Below are 24,766 nucleotides of genomic sequence, written 5' to 3' on the forward strand. Positions count from 1 at the left end.
TTTTTTAACTGTTCTTAAACATTATGAAGAAGATTGAACACATTGGCATTGCTGTAAAAGACCTGAACCTGGCCTGTGACCTCTATGAAAAGTTATTGAATACACCTTGTTATAAGAAAGAAGAGGTCATTTCTGAGGGGGTGCATACTGCCTTTTTTAAAACAGGGGAAAACAAGATCGAATTGCTTGCTGCGAGCCATGAAGATAGTCCGATCGCTAAATTCATAGCTAAAAAAGGCGAGGGGATCCACCACATAGCTTTTGATGTGGAAGATATCTATTCGGAAATGGAACGTTTAAAAGGGGAGGGTTTTGTGTTGTTAAATGAGGTGCCTAAGCAGGGGGCCGACCATAAATTGGTTTGTTTTTTGCATCCTAAAGGCACAAATGGCGTATTGGTAGAGCTTTGTCAGGAAATAAAGGAATAATTTTTCAACACCTACTTGTTATTCAAAAATAAAATACTGATATTTGCATCCTTAAAAATAAGCGACAATTAAGTATACAACAATATGAAAAAAGATCTGCATCCATCAAACTATAGATTTGTAGTATTTAAAGATATGTCTAACGAATACTCTTTTTTAACAAAATCTTGTGTAGATACTAAAGAGACTGTTAAATGGGAAGATGGTAACGAATATCCTCTTTATAAATTAGAGATTTCTCATACTTCTCACCCTTTCTATACTGGTAAAATGAAATTGGTTGATACTGCTGGTCGTATCGATAAATTCAAAACCCGTTACGCAAAGAAGTAATCAATCTTCCATAAAAAATTATTTTAAAGTCCCGGTGCTATGCTTCGGGACTTTTTTTATTTTTGTTGCTTATGAAGATCAATTTATTTGATGATAACGCATGGCAGTCCCTGCTTCCTCTATCTTTTACCAGACCGGTTGCCGACCTTAGGGTGGGTATTTTAACCATAACACAGAAATGGGAGAAATATTTAAACGCAGAGGCTGGTTTTTTAACCAGCGGTTACCTTGCTGCTAAGTTTCCAGCTTTAAGCCCGGCAAATCTGTATATTAATGGATCTGTTTGTCCGGATGAACGCCTGGTTGAGGCCGTTTTGAAACTGAATACCGGGGAATATTTACAGGCAAACGGAATTACGATTGCTTATCGTGCCGATGCCGGACTTTCTTATGCTGATCTGCTGCGGGCGGATTTGAAACTGATCAGTTATGCGGGGGATATCAGCAGAATCTTCCATCCTGAGGATATTTTCAGGGGTAATGATGCGCAGTTGAAGCTGGATTTTGCTTTGCTGACCAAGGGCCGGACGTCGGGTTCGCTAAGCGCTACCAATGTATTTTTAGGAGACCAGATTTTTGCAGAGGAAGGTGCCGAAGCGGAATGCGCTACTTTCAACAGTTTAAACGGACCAATTTATCTGGGTAAAAAAGCGCAGGTATGGGAAGGTTGTCACATTCGGGGTTCGTTCGCCTTATGTGACCATTCACAGGTGAAAATGGGTGCAAAGATTTATGGACAGACCACCATCGGTCCTTATAGCCGGGTGGGCGGTGAGATTAACAATGCCGTCATCTGGGGCTATTCATCTAAAGGTCATGAGGGATACCTGGGGAATGCTGTGATGGGGCAATGGTGTAACATCGGGGCGGACAGCAATAACTCCAATCTGAAGAATAACTATGCCGAAGTTAAACTCTGGAATTATGAAACGGAAAGTTTCAGACCAACAGGTTTGCAATTTTGCGGTCTGATTATGGCGGATCATGCCAAGTGTGCGATCAATACGATGTTTAATACCGGTACGGTTGCGGGCGTTAGTGCCAATATTTTTGGCTCGGGATTTCCCCGTAATTTTATTCCTGATTTTGCCTGGGGTGGTTCACACGGTTTCGAGACTTATAGTCTGCATAAAATGTTTGAAACGGCAGAGAAAGTTTTTGCGCGTAGAAATTTGCCTTTTGATCAGCAGGAAAAGGATATATTAACCCATATTTTTGAAAATACGAAAACTTATAGACACTTTTAGTGGCTCAACTGGTGTTTGCGCCAGTATATCAATTAAACAATAAACAAATTATGAGAAAAAAAATAGTTGCAGGAAACTGGAAGATGAATTTGGACTATGCTGAAGGCATTTCTTTATTCTCTGAGATTGTAAATATGGTTAGGGATGAAAAAAAAGGAGATCAGCTGGCGATCATCTGTGCACCTTTCATTCACCTGAACAGTTTATCAAAATTAGGTGGCGAAATCGTTAAAATTGGTGCGCAAAATGCACATCAGAACGATAGCGGTGCCTATACCGGTGAGATTTCTGCGAAAATGATCAAATCTGTTGGTTGTGAATATGTGATCATTGGTCACTCAGAAAGACGTCAGTATTTTGCAGAAAGCGATGAATTGCTGGCGCAGAAGACAGTTAAAGTTTTAGAAAATAACCTGGTTCCGATTTTCTGCATTGGCGAAACTTTAGCAGAACGCAATGACAACACTTATTTTGAGGTGTTGAAATCACAGCTTGAAAAAGGTGTTTTTGGTTTAAGCGAAACTGATTTTTCTAAAATCGTCATTGCTTACGAGCCAGTTTGGGCTATAGGTACTGGTTTAACAGCTTCTTCTGAGCAGGCTCAGGAAGTTCATGCCTTCATCAGAAAAGAAATTGCTGCCAAATATGGCGAGGCTGTTGCCGAAGAGGTGACCATATTATATGGCGGAAGCTGTAATCCAAAGAATGCGGCTGAACTGTTTGCACAGAATGATATCGATGGTGGTTTGATTGGCGGGGCATCTCTGAAGTCGAGGGATTTTGTGGATATCGTTAAAGCATTCAATTCTTAATGAAATACATACAGGTTACTTTTAGTTTTACCAATATCCAGGAATATCAGCAAGATCTGTTAATCAGTGATCTTGCTGATATCGGATACAATACCTTTGAAGACACCGATCTGGGCTTTGCGGCTTTTGTGGATATCGATACTTATGATGCATCTGCACTGCATACTGTTCTGGCACAATTTGAAGGTGAAATCGAATACCAGTACGAAGTGCTCGAGATTGAAGGCAAGAATTGGAATGAAGAATGGGAGAAGAACTTTGAGCCCTTGATCATTGATGATTTATGCTATGTCCGGGCTACTTTTCATGAAGCCCAGCCGAAATATCCATATGAGATTGTCATAGATCCTAAAATGGCTTTTGGGACCGGACATCACCAGACCACCACCATGATGATGCAGTATATTCTTTCTGCAGATGTGGCGGGAAAGGAAATTCTGGATATGGGTTGTGGAACTGGAATTTTAGCTATCCTGGCTGCCAAGCGGGGGGCTGCCAGATTGGTTGCTATAGATTACGATGAGGTATGCTATCTCAGTACTTTAGAAAATACAGCACTTAACGGGGTAACAAATCTTGAAGCCATATGGGGCGGTAAGGAAGTTATTCCTAAAGAAAAATATGATGTCATCCTGGCGAATATCAACCGGAACATTTTATTGGATCAGATTCCGGTATATGATACCGTTTTGAAACCGGGTGGCTTTATATATTTTAGTGGTTTTTATGAATCTCCGGATCTGGAGTTGATTAAGCAAGCTTGTGAACCTTTTGGCATCCATTATGTGGATCATAAAAAGATTGGCGACTGGGTAGCTGCTTGTTTTAAAAAATAGATTTATGCGTATACATTTTATAGCCATTGGGGGGAGTGCAATGCATAACCTTGCCATTGCTTTGCACAAAAAAGGTTATCAGGTGACTGGTTCTGATGATGTTATTTTTGAGCCTTCCAGCAGCAGGCTGGAAAGATTCGGTATTTTACCTAAAAATATGGGTTGGAACGCTGAAAACATTACGGCTGATCTTGATGCTGTGATATTGGGTATGCATGCGTTGACGGACAACCCGGAATTACTGAAAGCACAGGAGCTGGGCCTGAAGATTTATTCGTATCCCGAATATATTTATGAGCAGACTAAAGATAAGTTAAGGGTTGTAATTGGCGGTAGCCATGGGAAAACCACCATCACTTCTATGATTCTGCATGTACTTAACTTTTATCAAAAAGACTTTGATTACCTGGTTGGCGCACAGCTGGCTGGTTTCGATACGATGGTTAAAGTTACCGATTCTGCCCCGATGATCATCATTGAAGGGGATGAGTACCTGGCCTCGCCAATTGACCGCAGACCAAAGTTTCATTTGTATAAAGCCAATGTGGCAGTAATCAGTGGTATAGCCTGGGATCATATTAATGTTTTTCCTACGTATCCAGACTATGTAAGGCAATTTGAGCTTTTCATTGATACCATACAGCCAAAAGGAAAATTAATTTACTGTGAGGCAGATAAAGACCTGGAAAAGATTGTAGCGGATGCTGACGCGGATATTGAAAAGATCGGCTACGAAATTCCGGCTCATGAGGTGAAAGGTGGCATAACCTATTTGTTGCCAGACGAAACTGCGTTAAAGGTGTTTGGGGATCATAACCTGATGAATTTAAACGCTGCAAAACTGGTCTGTGCGCAACTGGGGATTGATGGCAAAGATTTTAACCTGGCCATTTCTTCTTTTACGGGCGCGGCAAAGCGCCTGGAGCTGTTGAGCAGTCGGGATGAAACGAACGTCTACAAAGATTTCGCACATTCGCCATCTAAACTCCGGGCTACAATTGAAGCTGTGAAAACGCAATTTCCCGATAGAAAATTAGTTGCCTGTATAGAGTTGCATACATTTAGTAGTTTAAATAAAGATTTTTTAGTGCAATATGCCGATACGATGGAAGGTGCTGACACCGCCATTGTATATATCGACGAGAAAACCTTTCAGCATAAAAAAATTGAACCGTTTAGTAAAAATGATGTTCAGACAGCATTTAAAAGTGTTGACCTACACTTTTTTAATAATGTGTTGTCATTGGAAAATTACATTCAAAGTATAAATTTTTATCGTAAAAACTTACTTTTAATGAGTTCAGGGAATTTTGGTGGACTAGATCTTATGAAATTGGCACGCGAGTTGAATACAATATCGTAAGGAATACAAAATATAGAGTACACACCTAATTTAACATTATGAACATTATTGGAAAAAACATTAGACAACTACGTCAAAAAAATGGCTGGAGCCAGGGAGAAGTTGCTAAACGTTTGAATATTTCTATCCCTGCCTTTTCAAAAATTGAAACAGGCATTACAGATATAAATATCTCCAGATTAGCACAGATTGCTAATCTTTTCGAAGTTTCGACTATGGATATCATTTCTAAAGAAGGAGAAAACCCACAGTCACTTAATTTTGAGGAAATCAATAACTTAAAAGAGAAACTTGCGTCAAGAGAAGAAGAGATCATTAAGCTTCAGAAGAAGGTTATAGATCTTTATGAAGAAATCCGCGAAAAATAAACGATTAGAATTTCTTATGCATAGTCAGGTGCCGCTTTCCAAAAGTGGCACCTGTTGCTTGATGGATGGCCAGCATTTTATCGTTAAAATCACCTACCCAGGACAGTTCAAGCTCGTCATATTGATTTAAAGGCAATACATATTCTTTTAGTTTGATGAATAAGGCAGATTCCAGGCCGTGTTTCTGGTATGCTGTCTTTGTACCCATCACAATTGCGCGCATACGGTTTACGCCTTTCCAGCGTCTGTATACAAATTTCAGTTTTTGCAGCAGCCCCAGCTTTCCATTAAAACCTTTAATCATTTGATTGGCATCAGGGATGATCACCACAAATGAAGCAGGCTCTCCATTTAAATAAGCAAACCAAATGAGTTTTTCATCCATAATGGTCTGCATCTTTTTGAAGCTTTCTTCTAAGGTCTCTTTTTTAATCGGAACAAAGTTTTCAAAATTAATCCAGGCATCGTTGTAGATTTCCATTAAGTCGCGGACATACTTTTCCGCATTACTTTTAGAGAAATGTTCAAATGTATACCCAGGTTTATTGGCTACCCAATTGGCAATTTTTGTGAAACGCTCCGGAAAAGGATTTCTAACCGCCAGGTGATTGGTGATCTGCTCATAGGATTTTTCAAAGCCGTAAGCCGTAAATAATTCATGATAATAGGGCAGGTGGTAATTCATTCCATAAGAGGGTTGTGTAAAACCGTCTACAAGGAGTCCCCAGAACGAGTCATTTTCCCCAAAGTTGATCGGGCCATCCATGGCTTGCATTCCATTTTCCCGAAGCCAGTTTTGTGCTGTATCAAATAACAGGAATGCAGCTTTCTGATCATTGATGCATTCGAAAAAGCCCATGCCGCCTGTAGGCTGTTCATACTGGTAAGCTTTTTTCTCATTGATAAAGGCCGCAACCCGGCCAATCAATTCGCCTTTGTCATTTTTCAATATCCAGCGGATGCACTTGCCATGTTTAAAAAAAGGATTCTTGGCGGGATCAAAAATAGCTTCAATGTCTTGATCCAGCGGACAAATCCAGTATTCATCATCCTGGTAAATGCGGCGTGCTACGTCTAAAAAATCTTTCTGGCTTTGCTTATGATCAGATACGGGAGTTATTTGCATTCGGGGCTTTAAATTCAAAATAAAAGCATCCCATTGGGATGCTTATCAAATCATTATATTTTTACTTTTTTAGTAACTGTCGTCATCATCGTCATCAAAACTATCAAAAGTATCTAGATCATCCAGAGGCATGTCAAAATCGTCATCCTCGTCATCATAAGATTTCTTTTTACTAGTTCCTTCATAAGCATCGTCTTGCTCATTTTCAGGGTCTGCCAATGGACTTTTGTTGATTGGTTTTTTTGGAGTCTTCATTACAAAAATTATAATTCCGTAAGGTTTTTTTATTGATCAGTTAAATTTACTAAAAATCTTTATAAATCAAAAGAGTGATGTTTTTGGATATTCAGCAAGTCAAAAGTAAGACAAAAAGAAAAATCACAAAGAACTTTTTTGAAAAAAATATTGAAGCATTTTTTGAGGGCTAAAGGCCCTGGAAAATGTGGGCAAAAAAAAATGGTAAAGCTATGAACTTTACCATTTTTTAACACACAAATGAAACCTGAATTGAGATATAGTTTTTAGGTTAGGTAAAAATATCTTGATCAATCCTATAAGAACGCTTTTACAAACTAATGTTTGTTTTAATATCTATAACAAGTTTAACGCTTATTTTGCTGGGATTCGTTTTAATTTAGTAAGTGGTATGAAACGTTGAGTAAACGGTAAATTACTAGTTTATAGGGACTGAAATGGACACATAAGTGCCTGAAATTCCATTCTGTCTGATCTCGGTTTTTATCGGATAAGCTCCAATTTGATTCAGCAGGTTTATCCTTTCACTGGTCAGGCTCATGCCTTTACTCTGGTGGGGATGGTGTTTGTCTTTCAGGGAGTTGTCAATTCCTACGCCATCATCTATGATCTTAATCAGCAGGTAGTGATCTCCATAAAAGTCTATCCTGATGTCAATTTTACCACCTTCTTCTTTTGGCATAATGCCATGCCATATGGCATTTTCGATGTAAGGCTGAAGGATCATGGATGGGACCATCGTTTCTTCACGATCTATTTTATCGTTGATCCGGATGTGGTATTGCAGCTTTTGGCCAAATCTTTTCTTCTCCAGGCTTAAATAAAGTTCCAGGTAATCAATTTCCTCTGCCAGGGTAATGTAGCTTCTGGTACAGATGTCGAGATTTTTCCTGATGAGCTTGGCAAAACCGGTTAAGATTTTGTTTGCAGAGGTGGTGTCTTTGGTGTTGATGTAATGCTGAATGGAATTCATCACATTGAAAACAAAATGCGGATTCATCATGGCCTGTAGCGCACGCTGCTCCAGCATTAAGATCTTGTTTTTGAGCAACAGCTTTTCCTTTTCCTTATTTCTCTGGCTGGTCGTTACTAAAACCGCCCACTTGTAAAAAACAAATGCAGCAAGAGAAAAGAAGATGACCATGAACCAGGTGGTTTGCCAAAAATGCTTTTTCAAGGTGAAATTTACTTTGGCCGGTGTACTCCAAATGCTGTTGTCAGACCTGGCGGCGATTTCAAAACTATAGCTGCCCGGTTCTAGTGAAGAAAATTCAAGCCGCCTGTTTTTTGTCTCGGTCCATGCTGCATCGCTCTTTAGCCGATACCTATAGGTGATGCTCCTGTTTTGAAAATCAATGGCACTATACGTAAAGCTGATGTTGTTATTTGAAGGCGACAGGACATGGCTTTTCTGATTCAAGCTTAGCCTTACCTTATTGTTAACTATATAGGAGATGAACACCTTTGGTGCAATATTGGCCCCGGGTTTATCTACATATTCAAAATAAACCAAACCGTTATTGGTAGCGAAATAGGCATACTGCTCATCTATATATAAAGCACTCACATCATCTGTAAGCATCGGATTGGTGTATTCAAAAGATTCCACATGGAATGCCGACTGATCCGTATTGATCCGGTTGATCCCATTGTTGGTGATGACCCACAGCTGGTTGTCTTTTACAAAAAGTTTCTTACAGATGTTATCTGCAAGCCCATTTCTTCGGGTAATTACTTTAATGATCTTTTTGTTCTTTAAAAACACAATCCCATATCCATCGGTCGCCAGTGCAATGGTTCCGTCACTCAGTTCCTGGATGTCATTGATCCTTTTGGTTAACAAGGGGCTGGAATCGTAATAGTTGTGCAGCTCGGTGTTGAAAAATTCAGAAAGGCCATTCACATTGGAAAACCACAGGTGTTGATTTTTATCGTAAAAAGTACGATAAGAACGGTTGTTGAACAGCCTGGCATATGGATTGAACTGCTGGTAATCAAATTCAAAATTCCGAATCCTGTCTGGCACCATAAATACACCCGAAGACAAGGCCAGGGCCAGATTTTTCCCGCTGTCTATACTAAAGCTCTTTACGACAAACATGGAGTTCTTGCTTTCTCTCAGGTATTCAATCTCATTGCTGCTCTTCCCGGCATTGTTGATCTTTCCGAGTCCGTAGTCAGATGAGAAGTAAAGGGTATTGTTGGCCTTGTCATATGCCAACTGCTTGATGTAATTGAATTTTTGCGTATCCGGAAGCACGATCTTTCCTACCTTAAAATCATTTAGGTTTAGCGTATTGATCTGGCCATCTGTTAAGCCCAACCAAAGCCGGTTTTGAGGATCTTTGGTGACACTTTTGACAATGTCTGAACTTAAGCCATTGGTTTTATTTACCAAATATAAACGTTCTTGTTTATTGGGAAGCATGTAGATGCCGCTTGTTGTGGTAAACCACATATTGCCTTTGGCATCTTTTACGACCTGACTGGAAGAGATATTTTCCAGGTAATGGGTGGTTTGTCCGGCAGGGTCAATGTGGTAAATGCCCGCTGCGTTACTGATCCATAAATCATTTTTTGTGCCCAGATAAAAATAACCCGGATTGTTATCCAGGATCTTAGCGTCGATTTTTAGCAGCTGACGTTGTTTGTAACCCTGCCTGATATTGATGCCTTGGTGATCTAAATAAGCCATTGCGCGGTCGGGAAGGTTCAAACCTACCTTGTGTGATAAGGGTAAACTGGAATGGGGTACGGTAACAAAGGTATTGTGGTTAAACAGATGAATGCACTGACTGCTGAATGCCCAGATTTTTCCTGCCGCATCTTCATGCACAAAAGTGTTGATGAACTGACGGTTGACATTTGCAGAGGTATATTTTACAATGGATTTCCCATCCCACATGACCAGCACATTTTTATTGGTGCCGAGCCAGACACGGCCTTTGCTATCCTCAAAGAAAGAAACAATTACGGCATTGAGCTTTAGTAATTTGAGCTGTTTGTCATTGGTTTCATTGTATATTTTGCCATTGTAAAAATAACTGAGTTCGCCATTCAATGCCAGAAACCAGATCCGGCCATGCCGATCTTCTTTTAACTGCAGGATCTGGTTATCAGGCAATCCGTCATCTACTGAGAAATTCTCGAATACTTTTCCGTCAAAGCGACTCACACCTGCATCTGTTGAAACCCAGATGTATCCCTTGGCGTCTTGTAACGTGTAATAACAATTGTTACTTGGTAATCCGTTCTTGGTGCTGAAATGCTGTAAATAAGCCTTTTGTGCAGTGCTTTTTAAGCCTATTGTCAATAAGGTGCAGGTTAAAACTGCAGCCGTCATCCATATTTTCCTGAGGCTATTTATCACTGTTATTGGTGTATGATCTTACTTTCTCGGCAAAATCGCTGGCGCGTCGTCTGGAAACTGCAATTTTTTCTCCGTTTTTCAAAACCACTTCTGTACCGTTTCTGGAATTGTATTCTTTCAGGTAGTTTAAATTGACAATGCTGGATTTATGAATCCGGACAAACTGATGGTCGGGTAATATTTCTTCGTATTCTTTGAGCACTTTTGACACCGTGATCGTTTCTTGGTTGGAAAGATAGAATATAGAATAATTGCTGTCTGCTTCAATGTGGATGATGTCATCTACGCTGATCAGTTTGTAGCCCTGTCCGTTCGGTAAACTGATTTTTCTGATTTCAGTCCGCTCAGCCAGGCTTGAAGCCAGGTTCTGAAGGCTTTCATTTCTATTGTTTTCCTGTTTACTTAAGGATATTAATTTAGCTGCTTTTTCTACAGCGGTAATCAATTCTTCGATATCTATTGGTTTGAGCAGGTAGTCGAGTGCATTGGCTTTGATGGCTTTGAGTGCATATTGATCGTATGCCGTAGTGAAAATCACTTGTGCATGATTTAACTGTGCCTGTGGAATAAGTTCAAAACCATTTTCGCCTGGCATGGCGATATCTAAAAAAATAAGGTCGATATCATTTTGCGTCAGCAAGTTCCGTGCTTCAGCTACAGACTTGGCGATGCCGGTGATGTGAACATCAGGACAGTTCTCCTGCAATAAGAAGTAAAGTGAAGAACGGGCAAATTCTTCATCGTCGACAATTATGGTATTCAGCACGGTTTTCAAGTTTATGGTGAATTTATTAAAAAAATACCGTTACACCATTTTAAAAAAAATAAAGGTGTTGAAAACCGGGCAGTCATTTCTTACGTAAGTCTGCATATAACAGCCTTATAAGTAATGCAAACGCTTCAGAACCAGAAAATAAAAACAAGAATATAATTGAAACGGTGAAAGCTCGTTTCATGGCCTTTAAACTTAAAACTAAAAATTATGAAACCTGCGAAGCAAGCTTCATGACCGAAAAACTAAAAACTAAAAATTATGAAACCTGCGAAGCAAGCTTCATGACCGAAAAACTAAAAACTAAAAATTATGAAAAACTTACAAGAACAAAATGCACCAGAGCTGCTACAGGAGGAGAAAAGCGTTTTCAACTCTCCTTTAGAACGCCGTTCTTTCCTGCAATTTGCAGGTGCAGGAGCTGCCGGCATTGCCTTGATGGCCGCTGGTTGTAAAAAAGACAGGGGAAATGACCCAATGGTATCCGGCGGGGTAACTTTAGATTTTAAAAATGATATCGGTGTATTGAATTACGCTTATGCCCTGGAACAACTGGAAGCTGCATTTTATATACAAGTTGCTTCAAATCCGCCATCATCATTCAGCGCGGCAGAAAAAGCTTATTTCCAGGACATCCAGTTTCATGAAATTGCACACCGGGAATTCCTTAAAAAGGTGTTGAGTACTTCAGCAATAGGTAGTCTGGATGTAGATTTTTCATCGATCAATTTTGCCGACCGTACCAGTGTACTTAATACGGCCAAGGCTTTTGAAGATTTGGGTGTGGCGGCATACAATGGCGCAGGGGTAAGGTTAACAACTGATGCTTATATTACAGTTGCAGGTCAGATTGTGTCTGTGGAAGCACGACATGCGGCCTACATCAGGGATATCATTTCCAATGGAAGTTTTGCAGATCTGACCACTTTAACTGCCTTGGGTGCCAGTGATACCAATGGTTTAGACGGAGCACTTACGCCTGATAAGGTGTTGGGCATTGCTAAAACCTATGTAAAAACACAAATCAATGTAATTAACCTTTAACCTTAATCCTGGAAATCATGAATATCATAAATATAATAGAAGAAATTGAAAAAGTTGATGGTGAGATCTATGAAAGATTAAGCCCGAGAAGATCTGCAATGAAAGACTTCTTTAACATGGGCAAGAAGATTTCACTGGCAGCTATGCCATTGGCTTTGGGTTCTATGTTTCAAAAAGCATATGGGCAGTCCACGCCAACTGCGGTAACTGATGTATTGAATTTTGCATTGGCATTGGAATACCTGGAGTATCATTTTTACAACCATGCTTTAGTGGCCGCACCAACACTGACCATTCCAGCAGGTGCACCAACTGCAGCAATTACCACAATCCGTAACCATGAATTGGCTCACGTTAACTTATTAAAAGGAGCTTTGGGTGGTTCCGCAAGAGCAGAAATTACCTATGCCATGACTGATTTTACTGCAGGAGGCTTATTCCCATTGGTATATTCAGATTATTTAACATTCTTAAAGGTAGCTTTAGGTTTTGAAGATACCGGTGTTCGGGCTTATAAAGGTCAGGCTACAATTTTAAAAGGGAATGCTGTGCTGACCACTGCATTGCAAATTCATTCTGTTGAAGCCAGACACGCTTCGCATATCCGTCAAATGCTGGCCGCTAATGGCGCTACAGGTTTGAAACCCTGGATTAGCCTTGGCCCAGGTGGCATAGCTAACGATACTGGTGTATCAGCTGTAGATGCAGTTTATGTACGTGAAAATAATGATGTTCAGGCTGGTGTAACGATTACTGGTATTGCAACCGGAGTAACTAAGGCAGCTGCAGTAGAATGTTTTGATGAAACCCTGACTAAAGCAGAAGTCGTGAACATTGCAAACTTGTTCCTGAGAACCGGGTTTAAATTATAATTGTTTGTTTAAGAGGAGAGGGGAATAGAATGGAAATTCTATCCCCTTTTTTTATTGTAGTATATGAACTAGTAATTGATCACTTGTTCTTCCAGATGCTCTGGTAAATCACGGTAATTGTATTGCTGACCACGCAATTGCGGTTCAAATCCTGCTTCTCTGATCGCATCCTGTATACCTTTGGCTGTAAAACGGTGTGGAGCACCTGCCGCCGAAACTACATTTTCCTCGATCATGATCGAGCCAAAGTCATTAGCCCCTGCATGTAAGCAAAGTTCCGCAACATTTTTACCAACCGTAAGCCAGGATGCCTGAATGTTTTTAATATTCGGAAGCATAATCCGGCTCAAAGCCAGCATGCGGATATATTCATCGCCAGAAACATTATTGCTGATGCCTCTGAGTCTTTTTAAAAGGGTACCGTCATCCTGAAATGGCCATGGGATAAATGCAAGGAAGCCTTTGGCATTTTCTGGTTTCTCACTTTGTACCTCCCGGATCCAAACCAAATGTTCAAAACGTTCTTCGATGGTTTCTACATGCCCAAACATCATGGTTGCCGAAGTGGTGATGTCCAGCTGATGCGCAGCACGCATTACATCCAGCCATTCCTGGCCCCCACATTTTCCTTTAGAGATCAGTCGCCTCACCCTGTCATTTAATATTTCAGCTCCGGCTCCTGGTAAAGAATCCATGCCCGAAGCTTTCAATGCCTTTAACACTTCAGTATGCGAAATGCCTTCCAGTTTGGCCACATGGGCAATCTCCGGTGGGCCCAGGGCATGAAGTTTCAAATCCGGATATAATTCCTTCAACTGTCTGAAAAGATTGGAATAGAACTCCAAACCTAAATCTGGATGATGACCTCCCTGTAACAACAATTGGTCGCCACCAAGCTTAAAGGTTTCTTCAATTTTAACCTTATAAGTTTCGATGTCGGTAATGTAACTCTCATCGTGTCCCGGTCTTCTGAAAAAATTACAGAATTTACAATTGGCGATACAAACATTGGTCGTGTTTACGTTCCGATCAATCTGCCAGGTGACTTTTCCGCTGGGTACCTGCTTTTTCCGGAGTTCATTAGCTACATAGGCCAATTCAGCAGTTGCTGCATGATGATAAAGATATACACCTTCTTCTTTCGTTAAAAAGTCGAAATGTAAGGCTCTTTCTAATAGTTCGGCAGTATTCATAGTACAAATATACCATAAGTTGTTTTTAACAATATAATTTGTTTGTCTTTATTGTAGCTAAGCATGACATTCCGACTAGTCATAATGCCTATATTTGGCGCAATTATTTTTCAATTTATGGTAGATTTTAACCGTTTTACATTAGCCAACGGATTGCGTGTACTGGTGCACGAAGATGATACAACACCAATGGCGGTGTTAAATATTTTATATGATGTAGGGGCAAGAGATGAAGAAGCAGGTAGAACTGGCTTCGCCCATTTATTTGAACACCTCATGTTTGGAGGTTCTGTTAACATTCCAAGTTATGATGAGCCATTGCAAAGGGTAGGTGGTGAAAATAATGCTTTTACAAGCAATGACATCACCAATTATTACATCACCCTTCCCGCAGTAAATATCGAGACTGCCTTTTGGTTGGAGAGCGACCGGATGCTGAGTCTGGCATTTTCTGAAAAGAGTTTAGAAACCCAGCGTAATGTAGTATGTGAAGAATTTAAGCAACGTTACCTCAATCAGCCTTATGGAGATGTCTGGTTGAAATTGCGGCCACTTGCCTATCAGACGCACCCTTACCAATGGGCAACGATCGGGCAGGATTTAAAGCAGATTGAAGATGCAAAGATGGAAGATGTTAAAGCATTTTTCAAGAAACATTACAATCCGCAAAATGCAATCATGGTCGTGGGTGGAAATGTAAAAACCGCAGATGTCAAAGCTTTGGCCGAAAAGTGGTTTGAGCCGATCCCGGCGGGCGAAAAATACCTTCGTAACTTACCTGTTGAGCCACCACAAACAGTGGCCAGAAAAGAAACGGTGAAAGCTGAGGTTCCTTTAAACGCCATATATATGGCATTCAAAATGCCGGCCAGGGCAGATCAGGAATATCAAACCTTTGATCTGTTGTCTGATGTGCTTTCCCAGGGACAGTCCTCACGTTTGTACAACAGCTTGTTAAAGGAGCAACAGCTTTTCAGTGACATTCACGCCTACATCACCAGCAGTATAGATGAGGGGTTATTTATTGTAGAAGGTAAACTGGTCGAAGGTGTTGGTGTAGAAGCTGCTGAAGCCGCCATCTGGGTTGAGTTGAATAAGCTGACTCAGGAAGAGGTCACGCAGGAAGAAATCACCAAGGTGAAGAATAAATCGGAATCGATCATGGTATTCGCAGAAATGAGTTTGCTGGATAAAGCCATGAATCTGGCTTATTATGAACTGCTGGGAGATGCTGCTGATTTAAATACTGAAATTGACAAATACCTTGCTGTGACTACACAACGGATCCTGCAGGCTGCAAAATCTACATTTGTACCTGCACAATGTTCTACTTTATACTACTTAACTGCACAAGATGCTTAACCGTACTTTAGCTCCTGAATCAAAACAGGTTGATGATATCAAATTTATTGAACCTTTAAAACAACAACTGGACAATGGTATCCCTGTTTTTACCATCAACGCGGGTCAGCAGGAACTTGTCCGAATTGAATTTATATTTGAAAATGTAAACTGGGACGCTGCAAAACCGCTACAGGCTCTTGCTGTAAATCATTTGATTAACAATGGAACGACCAGCCTGACTGCGAAAGAAATTGCAGAAAAAGTAGATTATTATGGCGCCTTTTTGCAAACAGAATATGGTGCAGATCAATCTGCGATTAAGCTTTACTCGCTTAACAAGCATTTGCCTGCCGTATTGCCCATTTTGCTTTCGATATTAACGGATAGCATTTTCCCTGAAGAGGAATTGGGCATCTTTATCCAGAATCAAAAGCAATCCCTGCAGGTTAGCCTGCAGAAAAACGATTTCCTGGCCAGGAGGCATTTCGCGCACACTTTGTTTGGTCACACCACTTATGGATCTAACATTGGCCCTGCAGATTATGAAGCGATCAAGCGGGCTGACCTGCAAAGCTATTTTTCAGCTGCATATACTGCCAAAAACTGCACCATTGTGGTGGCTGGTAAATTTGAACAGCGAGAGTTTGATTTGCTGAATACTGTTTTCGGTCGAGATTTTAAAGGGCAGGAACCTGCTACTGTCAATCGTTTCTCTTTTGACAGTAAAAAAGGTGCGGAATTACTGATTGAAAAACCAGATGCAATCCAGTCGGCCATTAGAATGGGGATGTTAAGCTTTACACGTAACCATCCTGACTTTCCTGGTTTTCAGGTGTTGAACTGTTTACTGGGTGGTTATTTTGGCTCCAGGTTAATGGCCAATATCCGCGAGGATAAGGGTTATACTTATGGCATCGGTTCTGCCGTGGTCTCTTTAAAAGATGCGGGTTATTTCTTTATCGCCACAGAAGTGGGTACAGATGTTTGTCAATCTGCACTTCATGAAATTGAGAAGGAAATTGACCTGTTAAAAACAGAAACCATTGCAGAAGAAGAGTTGTCACTGGTTCGTAACTACATGCTGGGTTCCATGTTAGGAAGCCTGGAGAATGCATTTTCACATGCAGATAAGTTTAAGAATGTGTATTTCTCAGGTCTGGATTACGAATATTATCATCATTATATCCATACGGTTAAGACCATTACTGCGCAGGATCTCAACCAACTTGCAAACCGTTATCTGAATACCGATCAATTTACCAAAGTTGTGGTCGGCAAAAAATAAGAAGGTGGTCCTGGCTATTCTATTTTAGCCAGGATACCTTTTGCTTTATCAGCCTGATAAAGCTTTTTATTAAATGCTACAAAATCATTGTATTTTTCAGGCGGGTAGTCCTTATTGGTAACCAGCTTGCTGCGGGTGTAAACCAGCAGATTATCCTTCACGACAACCTTAGCGGTATAACGGCCAAATTCTGATTCAATGAGCACATCTTTGGGTAAAAATTCTACTTTATATCCCTTGGGAATTGCATAAGTTACTTCATCTTCGTCCAGGTAGCCATACTTCACAGCAAACCCGGTTTTTCTTACTTCTACTGCTGTGTATGCAGTTTCCTGCCTGTTTAACATATTCAGGGTTACAAATAGCTTGCCTGCACCTCCTGTTAAAAGCTGGCTGCTTTTCAGACTGATTTTTTCCTGCAATACCGGTAGATCCTTGTTTGGTTGTGTATAGTTTATATTGGTAATCTGCATGTTTGGAATGGTAAACGAATTCATGATCCGTTTGCGTTGGTCCACGGGTTCAATGAGCATCATACGGAGGTTGTCCTCATATTGCGCATTTTGATATTCCGTTTCAATTTGAATGCTGGCAGTACCGTCGTCATCAAAATTTACCTTTGCACTGCGTTTCTGGAGATTGCTGGCTGGACTGTAGGTAGGAGTCTGCGCCAATTTCCCCCCTTCTTCCGTGATCAGAAGTACCGTTCTGTTGGAGTTGTCGTTTCCGATAAAGCCTGGCGAAACATATGCGCTGGTACACTCCAGCCAGGTGGTGTCGTTTTTCAAAGGTACACAAAGGATCATGTGATTGGCCTGGTTCATACTGGCAAAGTTTTTATTTAAAGAAGGCATGTCGTTGCCAATGATGACCAGGTGCGATTTGATCCCCGCCACATCCAGCATAGCTTTCATATAATTAGACAAGCCCTTACAGTCCCCATAATTCACTGCACATACTTTTTCTGCTGCAATAGGTTTGTTCCCACCAATGCCCAGTTGCACGCCAACGTATCTGGTTGTTTTTTGCAAATGGTTGTATAACAATTTGATCTTCTCATTTGGTGTTTTTGCATCTTTAACGATGTTCAGGACATTGGCTTTTACAGATTCGGGCAATACCTGCATGCCACTGCTCAGGTTGTACATCCAGGTGCCCAGGTTTTTCCAGTTTTCAATATTGGCTTTGGATTTATCATACTCAAACTGGTTGGGTGCCAGATTTACCCAGGGCGTAACCCGGCTTAAACCGGTGCTCATGGATTCATACTCCAGTGCCTCCAGATTGGAACAGCTCCAGGTGTATTGTATTTTGTCCTTCAGTTTCACAGAATCTGTTGGCAGGTTTTTGCTCTTTAAATATTTAAAGGTCATGGATTCCGGAATCCTGAAAATAAAGCTCGATTTTTCAACAGACTGCTCCCAGGCCGTTACCGGGTGCCAGGACTGGTAGCCGCGTATTCCATTGTAGTCAACTGAATAGCTAAACTCTACAGTATAGGGGTAGTTTGTGTATAAAACATCAAGGCGTTTTACCCGCGAATCCATGTACATGGTACCATCGGGTACGGCACTTGCATCTTTAAAATCGGCGCTGCGGTAATCTTTAATCTTGTTGCCTTTTTCATCATATAATGAAGCTTTCAGGTTGTAAATGTTCGAAAAACCGTCATAGTTTTCAATCATCCCTGAAGCACGCTCTCCATTTTTATTTAAAATGGTCACCACTCTTTTATGGGTATATGTGGCTGAGCCCGGATCTTTCAATTCGAAAACCTCTTCTTCATTTCTGACTACAAAAGAAGCATTCTTGATTAAAGCCGGCGAAATTTTGCTTACATCATATACGCCCTGGGCCAATAACTGCCCGGAAAAAATGCAGGCCAGGGCCGCGAATATCATTTTTTTCACAATTAAATCTTTTTAAGCACAATCTGTTCAGCCTGTTTGGTTACAATGCTTTTAAACAGTTCTTTTAAATCGTAATATTCTTCCGGAGTATAAACGGATTTTTTAGTGATGATTTTGCTGTACAGAGAGATTCTATTCTCTTCAGAACTGAACATGAAGGTGAAGGAAGCAGTCTCGTCGGGTAATACAAATTTTTCACTTTTAGGGAGTTTCTCCAGCTGGTATCCTTTCGGCAATTCCATGTTGAAACGATAGTGTTCCTCACTTGGATAAGCAAAATCTACCGGATATTTCCGATCGTCTATTTTAAAGGGGTTTTCTTTAGTGCGTTCAAAGAGCAATGGGGCGAAGTAAGCCAGGTTTCCTGCTTCTTCTACATTGTCTTCAATAACGATTTCCATAGACTCCACCAAAGGCTGATCTGGAGACCCCAGGTTGGCGATGGTATAATTTTTAATGCCCAAACCTGGCTTGTCGCCTTTAAAAGATTTTAAGAAATCAGCTTCGTTAGCTGCAGACTGGTATTTGTCCCTGCGAATTAAACCTTCATAATTATTCGAAGAGATGTACATATTCCCTTTCAGCTTATTCCCTTCATCCCACAACAGGTTCATGGCTACAGTGCGTTTGCTTGGTGCCTGGCATTCCAGGGATATCCACTCACCAACTTCAGTGGCCATATCCAACTTAAAGCCTTCGTGGTTGAGGTTTTGATAGGAAATTAGTCCGGGTGTATGGTTCTTGTCGACCGCATCGAGCAGGTACTGCCTGTCGCCAACCATGACCATGACGATCACATTGTTGAATTTGGTTAACATCGGAAATCCGGGATGCCTGCCATTGCTTCTCGTACTTAAAAGCACGGGCTGTGTAGTAATTCCCGCTTCATCTAATAAGGCGCATAACGTTAAGTTGATGTCTGAGGCATTACCGGTTTTCTTTTCCAATACACTTTTAGGTGTTGTTTCGGAGGTATAGATTCCGGTATCCTCATCCCATTTGATGTTGTTTTTTACGTAGTTAAACAATAAATTAACTACGCTATCCGGGTTTTTCTCGTTCTTAACAATGCTTTGTACCAATGTCTTATTGTAACCTCTTTTACTGATGAATCTGCCGAAATTCTCCTCTTCCTTCAGTGTCTTGATGATTTTAGGCCAGGTAGAGGTATATTCCTTGTAAACATCACCTGGATATTTGGTAGCACTCAGTTCAAATTCAATTTTGCTTACATAATCCCGCATTGTGGTGATGAACTTTTCAGATTTCAGGGCAGGTACATTTTCTGCTATAAAACGATACTCTTCAGAGGTGGCGGGAATCATTTTCTGGCCGATCTGAAAATTCTCGTTAACCTTTTGTCTGCTTGGGTTCAGGAAAACAAAGCCGCCTGCAGTTTGCTTATAAGTAAAATATTCAGGAATCCGTACCTTATAATCTGAGTATAAAACAGGTACTTCTTTTTGGAAATACCAGGGCATCAGCCTGAAAATGAAATCTGATTTGATGCGGTATTTAAACTCAATCACCGATCCTTCTTTTACATTAGGTAGGGTGAACTTTCTGGTGGTGATGTTCTTGTCGTTTTTCTCGGTAAATTTGGCGTCTTTGTTGATTTTACTAATCACCATCTTGCCATCTTCCATGTTGTAAGTCGCTGCATCAAGATAGTCAAGCGACGTTTCCATGCCATTGTTTTTGTAAAACTCAATCTCCAGGTTCGCAAGATCGGACCCGTTTTTGTTGATGATTTTATAGCGCAGGTGCCGTTCAAAAACAAACACCATATTGCCTGTTTTATGACTGATTTCAAACCAGCCATTCCCAATATCGAAAAGCGCTGCTGCCGAAGCAGCAGAATCTATTCCTGATAACCTGGTTTCAAATTCTGCCGGTGTAACTTTGCCGTATTTGACAATTTTAGGGCTAATTTTATTGTTCTGAGAAAAGGCTTTTATTCCCGATAGGATTAAAAAGCAAAACGTAAGGGCTAACGTTTTATTCATGAGAGTGTTATTATTTTTTGCAATAATAACTTATATTCTCAAGAGTAAAAAATATTTATTTAATTTTCAGCAAGGTCACTTTTCCATCCATGGTAGCCACTACAACAGTATGTTTGTCCAGCACATTAACCGTGTTGACCATGGAGTTGTCTATTTTATGTGCCCAAATGGTTTTACGTAAAACCGGATCTATGGCATAAACCACTCCATTCCTGGTGCCAAAAAAGACTTGTCCTTCTTTTTCAATCAGCATAGAAGGTACATGGTCATAACCAAAACCCACATTCAGGCGCCATAGAACACCGGGATCTGTGGCCTGGGCACGGTAGGCTACAATTTCATCATTCATGGTTTTACCGAGGATTGTTTTACCATCTTCCGTGATACCGATAGATTCCCTTACTGTTGCCTCTTTATTTCTCCATAACGTTGTTCCATTGCTGGCGTCTATCGCCGTCAATACCCGATCCGGAGCAGCGATAAATACAATTCCCTGATCAGCTACAGGCCTGCACATGGCCGGAGAAAACATCCGGTTGGCACTGCCATTGTTCCATTTCCACAACAAAGCACCGTTCAGTTGATCAAGGGCATACAAATGCCTGCCCCAGGATCCAAATATCACTTTGCCTTCGTATAGCAAAGGTTTGTCTACAATTGCGCCTTCTACACCATCAAAATCCCAGATCTGTTTTCCGGTTTTTAAATCAATGGCCCTAAAATGATGGTCGCTGCCGCCAATGTATACCACATCTTTTGCAATTACGGGACTACCTAAAACCGAGGCTTTGGTTTCCAGTTTCCAGAGCTGCTTTCCACTGGTGACATTCAAAGCATATATACTACCATCTCCGGAGCCCAGTATCACACGATCTCCGCTGATTACGGGTGAAGAATAAATCGCCCCGCCAGTTTTAAATCCCCATTTTTTACGTCCGTCACTGATGGATACTGCTTCTACCTCGCCAATACTGTTGCCAAAAACAACCAGTTCTTTATTCGCTGCAGGTGTCGATACCACATTGGCTGCGGCATGATAAGTCCAGGTTTGCTGCACCTGCGGAAAAGTGCTGTTAACGGTATAATCTGGCCTTTCGGGCTTTGTTGTACTTGTGGCTGTAAATTTACCTAAAGGAATGCTGCGCCATGTATTTTCCACATGTACACCCGGTTTTTTTACTGCAAAAAATACAGAATCACTGCGCATGGTTACAATGTTGTAACCACCAATGCTGTCTTTGGCGCGTAGATTGGACCTGCCCATGGTTCCCGGAACACCTTCAAAGTCGAACGCTTTATTGGCATGCCCATGGCCACAAATGGCATATTGAATGTTATACTTTTTGATCCGGTCTGTTGCTTCGTACCAATTGTCCAGACTGTTGTCGATGGGGTAGTGGTTGATAAATACTACCGGCATGGTTTTCGGGGTCTCTTTTAGCACTTTGTCTAACCAAACAACGGCATCCCTGGGGATATGTCCGTCAGACATCCTCACATAGGGGCCTGAAGCACAGGCAATAAATCGGAAACCTTTATGGTCAAAAGTAAATTTGTCATCACCAAAAGCGCGGATGAAATCTACGCCTCCGGATTCAGACCAGCCGGTATCGTGGTTTCCGGGAATTACATACCATGGTTTTTTTAAGCCGCCTAACACTTCCCTGGCCAGTTTGATCTCCAATTTGGTCCCCATTTCCGTAACATCACCGGTAACCAGGATGAAATCGAGGTCATTTTGTTGATTGATGTCATTAACTGTTCGTCTCAGATCTTCCTCGCCCGTATCTGTACCCACATGGGTGTCGGTAACAAAAGCATATTTGAATGTCTGTGCATTTGAACTGATAAATGAAGCGATAAACAGCAAACAGGGAATGATATATTTCATGCACTCAATTTACACTTTTCAAGAACTAATCGCTACATTTTCCTCAATTTTATACCGATCCAGGCAGCTGTGTTATGTTCCACCTAGGGCGGTTTCTTTCAGTTCTCTGAAAGCAGAAGGCCTTTGACCGATCATTTTAAAGAAGGTATTGCTAAAAGAGGAGATGCTGTCGTAACCTGTCTCATAAGCAATTTCGCTAATGGTGAGGTCGCTTTCCAATAACTTTTCCATGGCTTTTGTCATTCTTACCAATTTCAGGTACTGGAAAAAGGATACATCTAAGGAGGCCAGAAATATTCTCGACAAAGTGCGCTCGGTAAATCCGTTGGCGGCACCGACCGATTCTAAAGTCAGATTGTCTCCTAAATGTTGATGGATGTAAAGTAAAACTGGTCTGAGCCGCTGATTTTCAGTAGTTGGAACTACAATGGGAAGTGGATGTTTACTGATGACAGGGAGGATGTTTTTTAGCGTATTGAGAAAGTCAAATTCTTTAGTCCCCGGATAAATGTCACCATTCCAGTTTTCTGAGAATTTAATCATTTCCAACAACAGGTTGTTTACGGGGTAAATACCAATGTGGTCAAAAAATGGGTTGTCGGCTTCTGAATCGGTATTGAAATAGATGTTTCGTACAATTGCTGCGCGATAGCGGTGTTGTAAATGGTGTTCAATGCCAGCTGGCATCCAGAGGTAGTGTCTGCCTGGTATGAAGTACGACTTGTCATTGGCGTATAGGAAAATAACCCCGCCTTCTACATAGGTCAGCTGTCCTTTGATGTGTTTATGATGCCTGAACTTATCTTCAAACTTACTGTGCCATACATATGTAGTTTCCGGTATCTCATCCAGTTCCGATAAAATTGCTTCTTGATTGATCATACCCATGTGGCTGCTTTGAACAAATATATGGCAGTTTAGATAAAATAAGGAAAGTAATCTTATCCGAAATTTGCAACATTAATTAACGAATATGAATTTTTCCAGGTATCAAAGAGAATTATGGATGTGCATGTCCTTTCTTTTAACCTCAATAATTAGTCATGCACAGGACATTACCGCTTCAAATACACTCAATATCAACCAGGTTTGGGCACTTACGGATAGCAACAGCCGGAAATTACAAATGCAACACCTTAATGTTGAAGCTTCGGAAGCTGAGGTCAAAGTGGCCCGTGCAGAGCGCCTGCCAGAAATCGGTGCCAATGGTGTATTGGCACACATTTTTCCAATGCCAATTTATGAAAATGGTTTGTTTCATACACCAGCACAATATCCGGTAGAACCTAAATATTACAAAGTAGCTGCAGACGCATACTTAAATCTTTATAACGGTGGAAAAACAAACAGAGAAATCGCTGCTTCCAAAACGGAACGCGATCTGAGCATCGCCCAAAAGAATTTAAGTCAGCAGGATTTACACTACATGGCAGCAGTTTATTTTTATGATGTGTACAGAAACCTTTCCTATCAAACTTTATTGCGGGAAGACATTAAAGACCGTGAGAAACAGTTGAATGAAATCAACCAGTTGTACAAAAATGGGACTGTGCTCAAAAGCGACGTGCTTAGGGCAGAGCTGCGCTTGTCTAAGCAAAAAATGCTGCTTACAGAAATTGAAAACAGCATCCGCATTGCCAGCCAAAAGCTCAATTTATTGACAGGCAGACCAGATGATTTGGTCCTGAACCCGGTTATTGAAGACCCGGAGCTGAAAACTGATTTGCTAAAAGGTCTGGATGATTATCTGCAGGAAGGTATTGGACATTCGTTTAAAATTCAGGTTTCCACACAGGAACAAAAGCTGAGTGCTTTGGAGCTGAGACAGGTAAAAGCGAATGTACTGCCGTCGATAGGTTTATTTGCAGAGTACATGTATGCTTATCCACAAATCCAGTTTTATCCCTATGCGCTTTCTTTATATAGTAATGGAATGGCCGGACTTAAACTTAAAATACCAATCTCTTCCTGGTATACCAATAAAAATAAAGTGCGGGCTGCTGAAATCCGCTTACAGCGTCAGGAAGTAGAAGATGAAGCCGTAAAAGACGATGTGCGGCAGGAAATTCAGGAAGCTTATATCCGCTATCATGAATGTTTAAAAAGAATAGATGTTGCTGAAGAGAACATCCTTCAGGCTTCAGAAAGCTATCGGATTGTGCAAAACACCTATTTCAATCAACTGGCTTTGCTGACCGATCTGCTGGATGCAGAAACCCAGGTGTTACAGTCAAAATTTGAGCTGACCACTGCAAAAGTGAATGCCAGAATTCAATATTATCAATTACAAAAAGCTGCAGGCAAGTTATAA

21 protein-coding genes are annotated in these 24,766 nt (G+C 40.9%); 12 read left to right on the forward strand and 9 right to left on the reverse strand.

All coding sequences use genetic code 11. From position 1 onward, the window contains the following. The first annotated feature begins 23 nt into the window (after positions 1-23). The 7 genes from mce to IM797_RS12225 all read left to right on the forward strand — a co-directional run bounded on the left by mce (position 24) and on the right by IM797_RS12225 (position 5,387). Positions 24-428, forward strand: a complete 405-nt coding sequence (gene mce / locus IM797_RS12195) for a methylmalonyl-CoA epimerase (RefSeq protein WP_194127408.1) — start codon at positions 24-26, stop codon at positions 426-428. 84 nt (positions 429-512) lie between these two features. Beyond that, entirely contained in the window at positions 513-761 is a 249-nt protein-coding gene (locus IM797_RS12200) for a type B 50S ribosomal protein L31 (RefSeq protein ID WP_133777309.1), read from the forward strand. Between the two features lie 71 nt (positions 762-832). Then, a complete protein-coding gene (locus tag IM797_RS12205) occupies positions 833-2,008 on the forward strand; it encodes a GlmU family protein (RefSeq protein WP_194127409.1) in 1,176 nt (391 codons plus the stop codon). Between the two features lie 50 nt (positions 2,009-2,058). Beyond that, a complete protein-coding gene (gene tpiA / locus IM797_RS12210; RefSeq protein WP_194127410.1) occupies positions 2,059-2,820 on the forward strand; it encodes a triose-phosphate isomerase in 762 nt (253 codons plus the stop codon). Further along, positions 2,820-3,656, forward strand: coding sequence for a 50S ribosomal protein L11 methyltransferase (prmA, locus tag IM797_RS12215; RefSeq protein WP_194127411.1), 837 nt, complete (start codon positions 2,820-2,822; stop codon positions 3,654-3,656). Before tpiA ends, prmA begins: the two co-directional genes overlap by 1 nt. Positions 3,657-3,660: 4 nt before the next feature. Further along, positions 3,661-5,019, forward strand: coding sequence for a UDP-N-acetylmuramate--L-alanine ligase (gene murC / locus IM797_RS12220; protein ID WP_194127412.1), 1,359 nt, complete (start codon positions 3,661-3,663; stop codon positions 5,017-5,019). A gap of 38 nt (positions 5,020-5,057) precedes the next feature. After that, a complete protein-coding gene (locus tag IM797_RS12225; RefSeq protein ID WP_194127413.1) occupies positions 5,058-5,387 on the forward strand; it encodes a helix-turn-helix domain-containing protein in 330 nt (109 codons plus the stop codon). A 4-nt stretch (positions 5,388-5,391) separates the two neighbouring features. Here IM797_RS12225 and IM797_RS12230 read toward each other — a convergent pair whose 3' ends face one another. From IM797_RS12230 to IM797_RS12245, 4 genes are all read right to left on the reverse strand, one after another. Continuing rightward, positions 5,392-6,513 carry a GNAT family N-acetyltransferase gene (locus IM797_RS12230; RefSeq protein WP_194127414.1) on the reverse strand — a complete coding sequence of 374 codons (1,122 nt, stop codon included), beginning with the start codon at positions 6,511-6,513 and terminating at the stop codon, positions 5,392-5,394. 69 nt (positions 6,514-6,582) lie between these two features. Next, entirely contained in the window at positions 6,583-6,768 is a 186-nt protein-coding gene (locus tag IM797_RS12235; RefSeq protein ID WP_194127415.1) for a hypothetical protein, read from the reverse strand. Positions 6,769-7,186: 418 nt separating this feature from the next. After that, positions 7,187-10,111, reverse strand: coding sequence for a two-component regulator propeller domain-containing protein (locus tag IM797_RS12240; protein ID WP_194127416.1), 2,925 nt, complete (start codon positions 10,109-10,111; stop codon positions 7,187-7,189). 16 nt (positions 10,112-10,127) lie between these two features. Beyond that, positions 10,128-10,904, reverse strand: coding sequence for a LytTR family DNA-binding domain-containing protein (locus IM797_RS12245; RefSeq protein ID WP_194127417.1), 777 nt, complete (start codon positions 10,902-10,904; stop codon positions 10,128-10,130). 318 nt (positions 10,905-11,222) lie between these two features. Between IM797_RS12245 and IM797_RS12250 the strand changes: the two genes are divergently transcribed. Next, positions 11,223-11,954, forward strand: coding sequence for a ferritin-like domain-containing protein (locus IM797_RS12250; protein WP_194127418.1), 732 nt, complete (start codon positions 11,223-11,225; stop codon positions 11,952-11,954). Positions 11,955-11,971: 17 nt separating this feature from the next. After that, complete coding sequence (locus IM797_RS12255; RefSeq protein WP_194127419.1) at positions 11,972-12,826, forward strand: ferritin-like domain-containing protein; 855 nt, start codon at positions 11,972-11,974, stop codon at positions 12,824-12,826. Positions 12,827-12,894: 68 nt separating this feature from the next. Here the strand turns inward: IM797_RS12255 and mqnC are convergent, their stop codons facing one another. After that, a complete protein-coding gene (gene mqnC / locus IM797_RS12260) occupies positions 12,895-14,019 on the reverse strand; it encodes a cyclic dehypoxanthinyl futalosine synthase (protein WP_194127420.1) in 1,125 nt (374 codons plus the stop codon). A 117-nt stretch (positions 14,020-14,136) separates the two neighbouring features. On the opposite strand from mqnC, the gene IM797_RS12265 reads away from it, so the two are divergent. Together IM797_RS12265 and IM797_RS12270 are read left to right on the forward strand one after the other, a co-directional pair. After that, positions 14,137-15,381 carry a pitrilysin family protein gene (locus IM797_RS12265; RefSeq protein WP_194127421.1) on the forward strand — a complete coding sequence of 415 codons (1,245 nt, stop codon included), beginning with the start codon at positions 14,137-14,139 and terminating at the stop codon, positions 15,379-15,381. Beyond that, positions 15,374-16,648 carry a pitrilysin family protein gene (locus tag IM797_RS12270; protein WP_194127422.1) on the forward strand — a complete coding sequence of 425 codons (1,275 nt, stop codon included), beginning with the start codon at positions 15,374-15,376 and terminating at the stop codon, positions 16,646-16,648. The genes IM797_RS12265 and IM797_RS12270 overlap by 8 nt, the downstream gene beginning before the upstream one ends. Before the next feature lie 14 nt (positions 16,649-16,662). Here IM797_RS12270 and IM797_RS12275 read toward each other — a convergent pair whose 3' ends face one another. From IM797_RS12275 to IM797_RS12290, 4 genes are all read right to left on the reverse strand, one after another. Further along, a complete protein-coding gene (locus tag IM797_RS12275) occupies positions 16,663-18,549 on the reverse strand; it encodes a DUF3857 domain-containing protein (RefSeq protein WP_194127634.1) in 1,887 nt (628 codons plus the stop codon). A gap of 11 nt (positions 18,550-18,560) precedes the next feature. Further along, the gene (locus tag IM797_RS12280) at positions 18,561-20,564 is read right to left on the reverse strand and encodes a DUF3857 and transglutaminase domain-containing protein (RefSeq protein WP_194127423.1); all 2,004 of its coding nucleotides are present in this window, start codon (positions 20,562-20,564) and stop codon (positions 18,561-18,563) included. Positions 20,565-20,619: 55 nt separating this feature from the next. After that, positions 20,620-22,455, reverse strand: a complete 1,836-nt coding sequence (locus IM797_RS12285; protein ID WP_194127424.1) for a PQQ-binding-like beta-propeller repeat protein — start codon at positions 22,453-22,455, stop codon at positions 20,620-20,622. A gap of 72 nt (positions 22,456-22,527) precedes the next feature. Next, positions 22,528-23,337 (reverse strand): AraC family transcriptional regulator, encoded by an 810-nt coding sequence (locus IM797_RS12290; RefSeq protein ID WP_228098826.1) that lies wholly within the window; start codon positions 23,335-23,337, stop codon positions 22,528-22,530. A 91-nt stretch (positions 23,338-23,428) separates the two neighbouring features. On the opposite strand from IM797_RS12290, the gene IM797_RS12295 reads away from it, so the two are divergent. Then, positions 23,429-24,766: a TolC family protein gene (locus IM797_RS12295; RefSeq protein WP_194127426.1), complete on the forward strand. Its 1,338-nt coding sequence runs from the start codon at positions 23,429-23,431 to the stop codon at positions 24,764-24,766.

Origin of the sequence: Pedobacter sp. MC2016-24 (genome assembly GCF_015223055.1) — a bacterium.
Classification (GTDB): domain Bacteria; phylum Bacteroidota; class Bacteroidia; order Sphingobacteriales; family Sphingobacteriaceae; genus Pedobacter.

Coding starts and splice junctions, on each gene's coding strand:
- IM797_RS12250 (WP_194127418.1), top strand. CDS start 11,223: ATGAAAAACTTACAAGAACAAAATGCACCAGAGCTGCTACAGGAGGAG.
- IM797_RS12235 (WP_194127415.1), bottom strand. CDS start 6,768: ATGAAGACTCCAAAAAAACCAATCAACAAAAGTCCATTGGCAGACCCT.
- IM797_RS12265 (WP_194127421.1), top strand. CDS start 14,137: ATGGTAGATTTTAACCGTTTTACATTAGCCAACGGATTGCGTGTACTG.
- IM797_RS12290 (WP_228098826.1), bottom strand. CDS start 23,337: ATGATCAATCAAGAAGCAATTTTATCGGAACTGGATGAGATACCGGAA.
- IM797_RS12285 (WP_194127424.1), bottom strand. CDS start 22,455: ATGAAATATATCATTCCCTGTTTGCTGTTTATCGCTTCATTTATCAGT.
- IM797_RS12270 (WP_194127422.1), top strand. CDS start 15,374: ATGCTTAACCGTACTTTAGCTCCTGAATCAAAACAGGTTGATGATATC.
- prmA (WP_194127411.1), top strand. CDS start 2,820: ATGAAATACATACAGGTTACTTTTAGTTTTACCAATATCCAGGAATAT.
- IM797_RS12240 (WP_194127416.1), bottom strand. CDS start 10,111: ATGACGGCTGCAGTTTTAACCTGCACCTTATTGACAATAGGCTTAAAA.
- IM797_RS12255 (WP_194127419.1), top strand. CDS start 11,972: ATGAATATCATAAATATAATAGAAGAAATTGAAAAAGTTGATGGTGAG.
- tpiA (WP_194127410.1), top strand. CDS start 2,059: ATGAGAAAAAAAATAGTTGCAGGAAACTGGAAGATGAATTTGGACTAT.
- IM797_RS12230 (WP_194127414.1), bottom strand. CDS start 6,513: ATGCAAATAACTCCCGTATCTGATCATAAGCAAAGCCAGAAAGATTTT.
- IM797_RS12205 (WP_194127409.1), top strand. CDS start 833: ATGAAGATCAATTTATTTGATGATAACGCATGGCAGTCCCTGCTTCCT.
- IM797_RS12280 (WP_194127423.1), bottom strand. CDS start 20,564: ATGAATAAAACGTTAGCCCTTACGTTTTGCTTTTTAATCCTATCGGGA.
- IM797_RS12200 (WP_133777309.1), top strand. CDS start 513: ATGAAAAAAGATCTGCATCCATCAAACTATAGATTTGTAGTATTTAAA.
- IM797_RS12275 (WP_194127634.1), bottom strand. CDS start 18,549: ATGATATTCGCGGCCCTGGCCTGCATTTTTTCCGGGCAGTTATTGGCC.
- mqnC (WP_194127420.1), bottom strand. CDS start 14,019: ATGAATACTGCCGAACTATTAGAAAGAGCCTTACATTTCGACTTTTTA.
- IM797_RS12225 (WP_194127413.1), top strand. CDS start 5,058: ATGAACATTATTGGAAAAAACATTAGACAACTACGTCAAAAAAATGGC.
- IM797_RS12295 (WP_194127426.1), top strand. CDS start 23,429: ATGAATTTTTCCAGGTATCAAAGAGAATTATGGATGTGCATGTCCTTT.
- mce (WP_194127408.1), top strand. CDS start 24: ATGAAGAAGATTGAACACATTGGCATTGCTGTAAAAGACCTGAACCTG.
- murC (WP_194127412.1), top strand. CDS start 3,661: ATGCGTATACATTTTATAGCCATTGGGGGGAGTGCAATGCATAACCTT.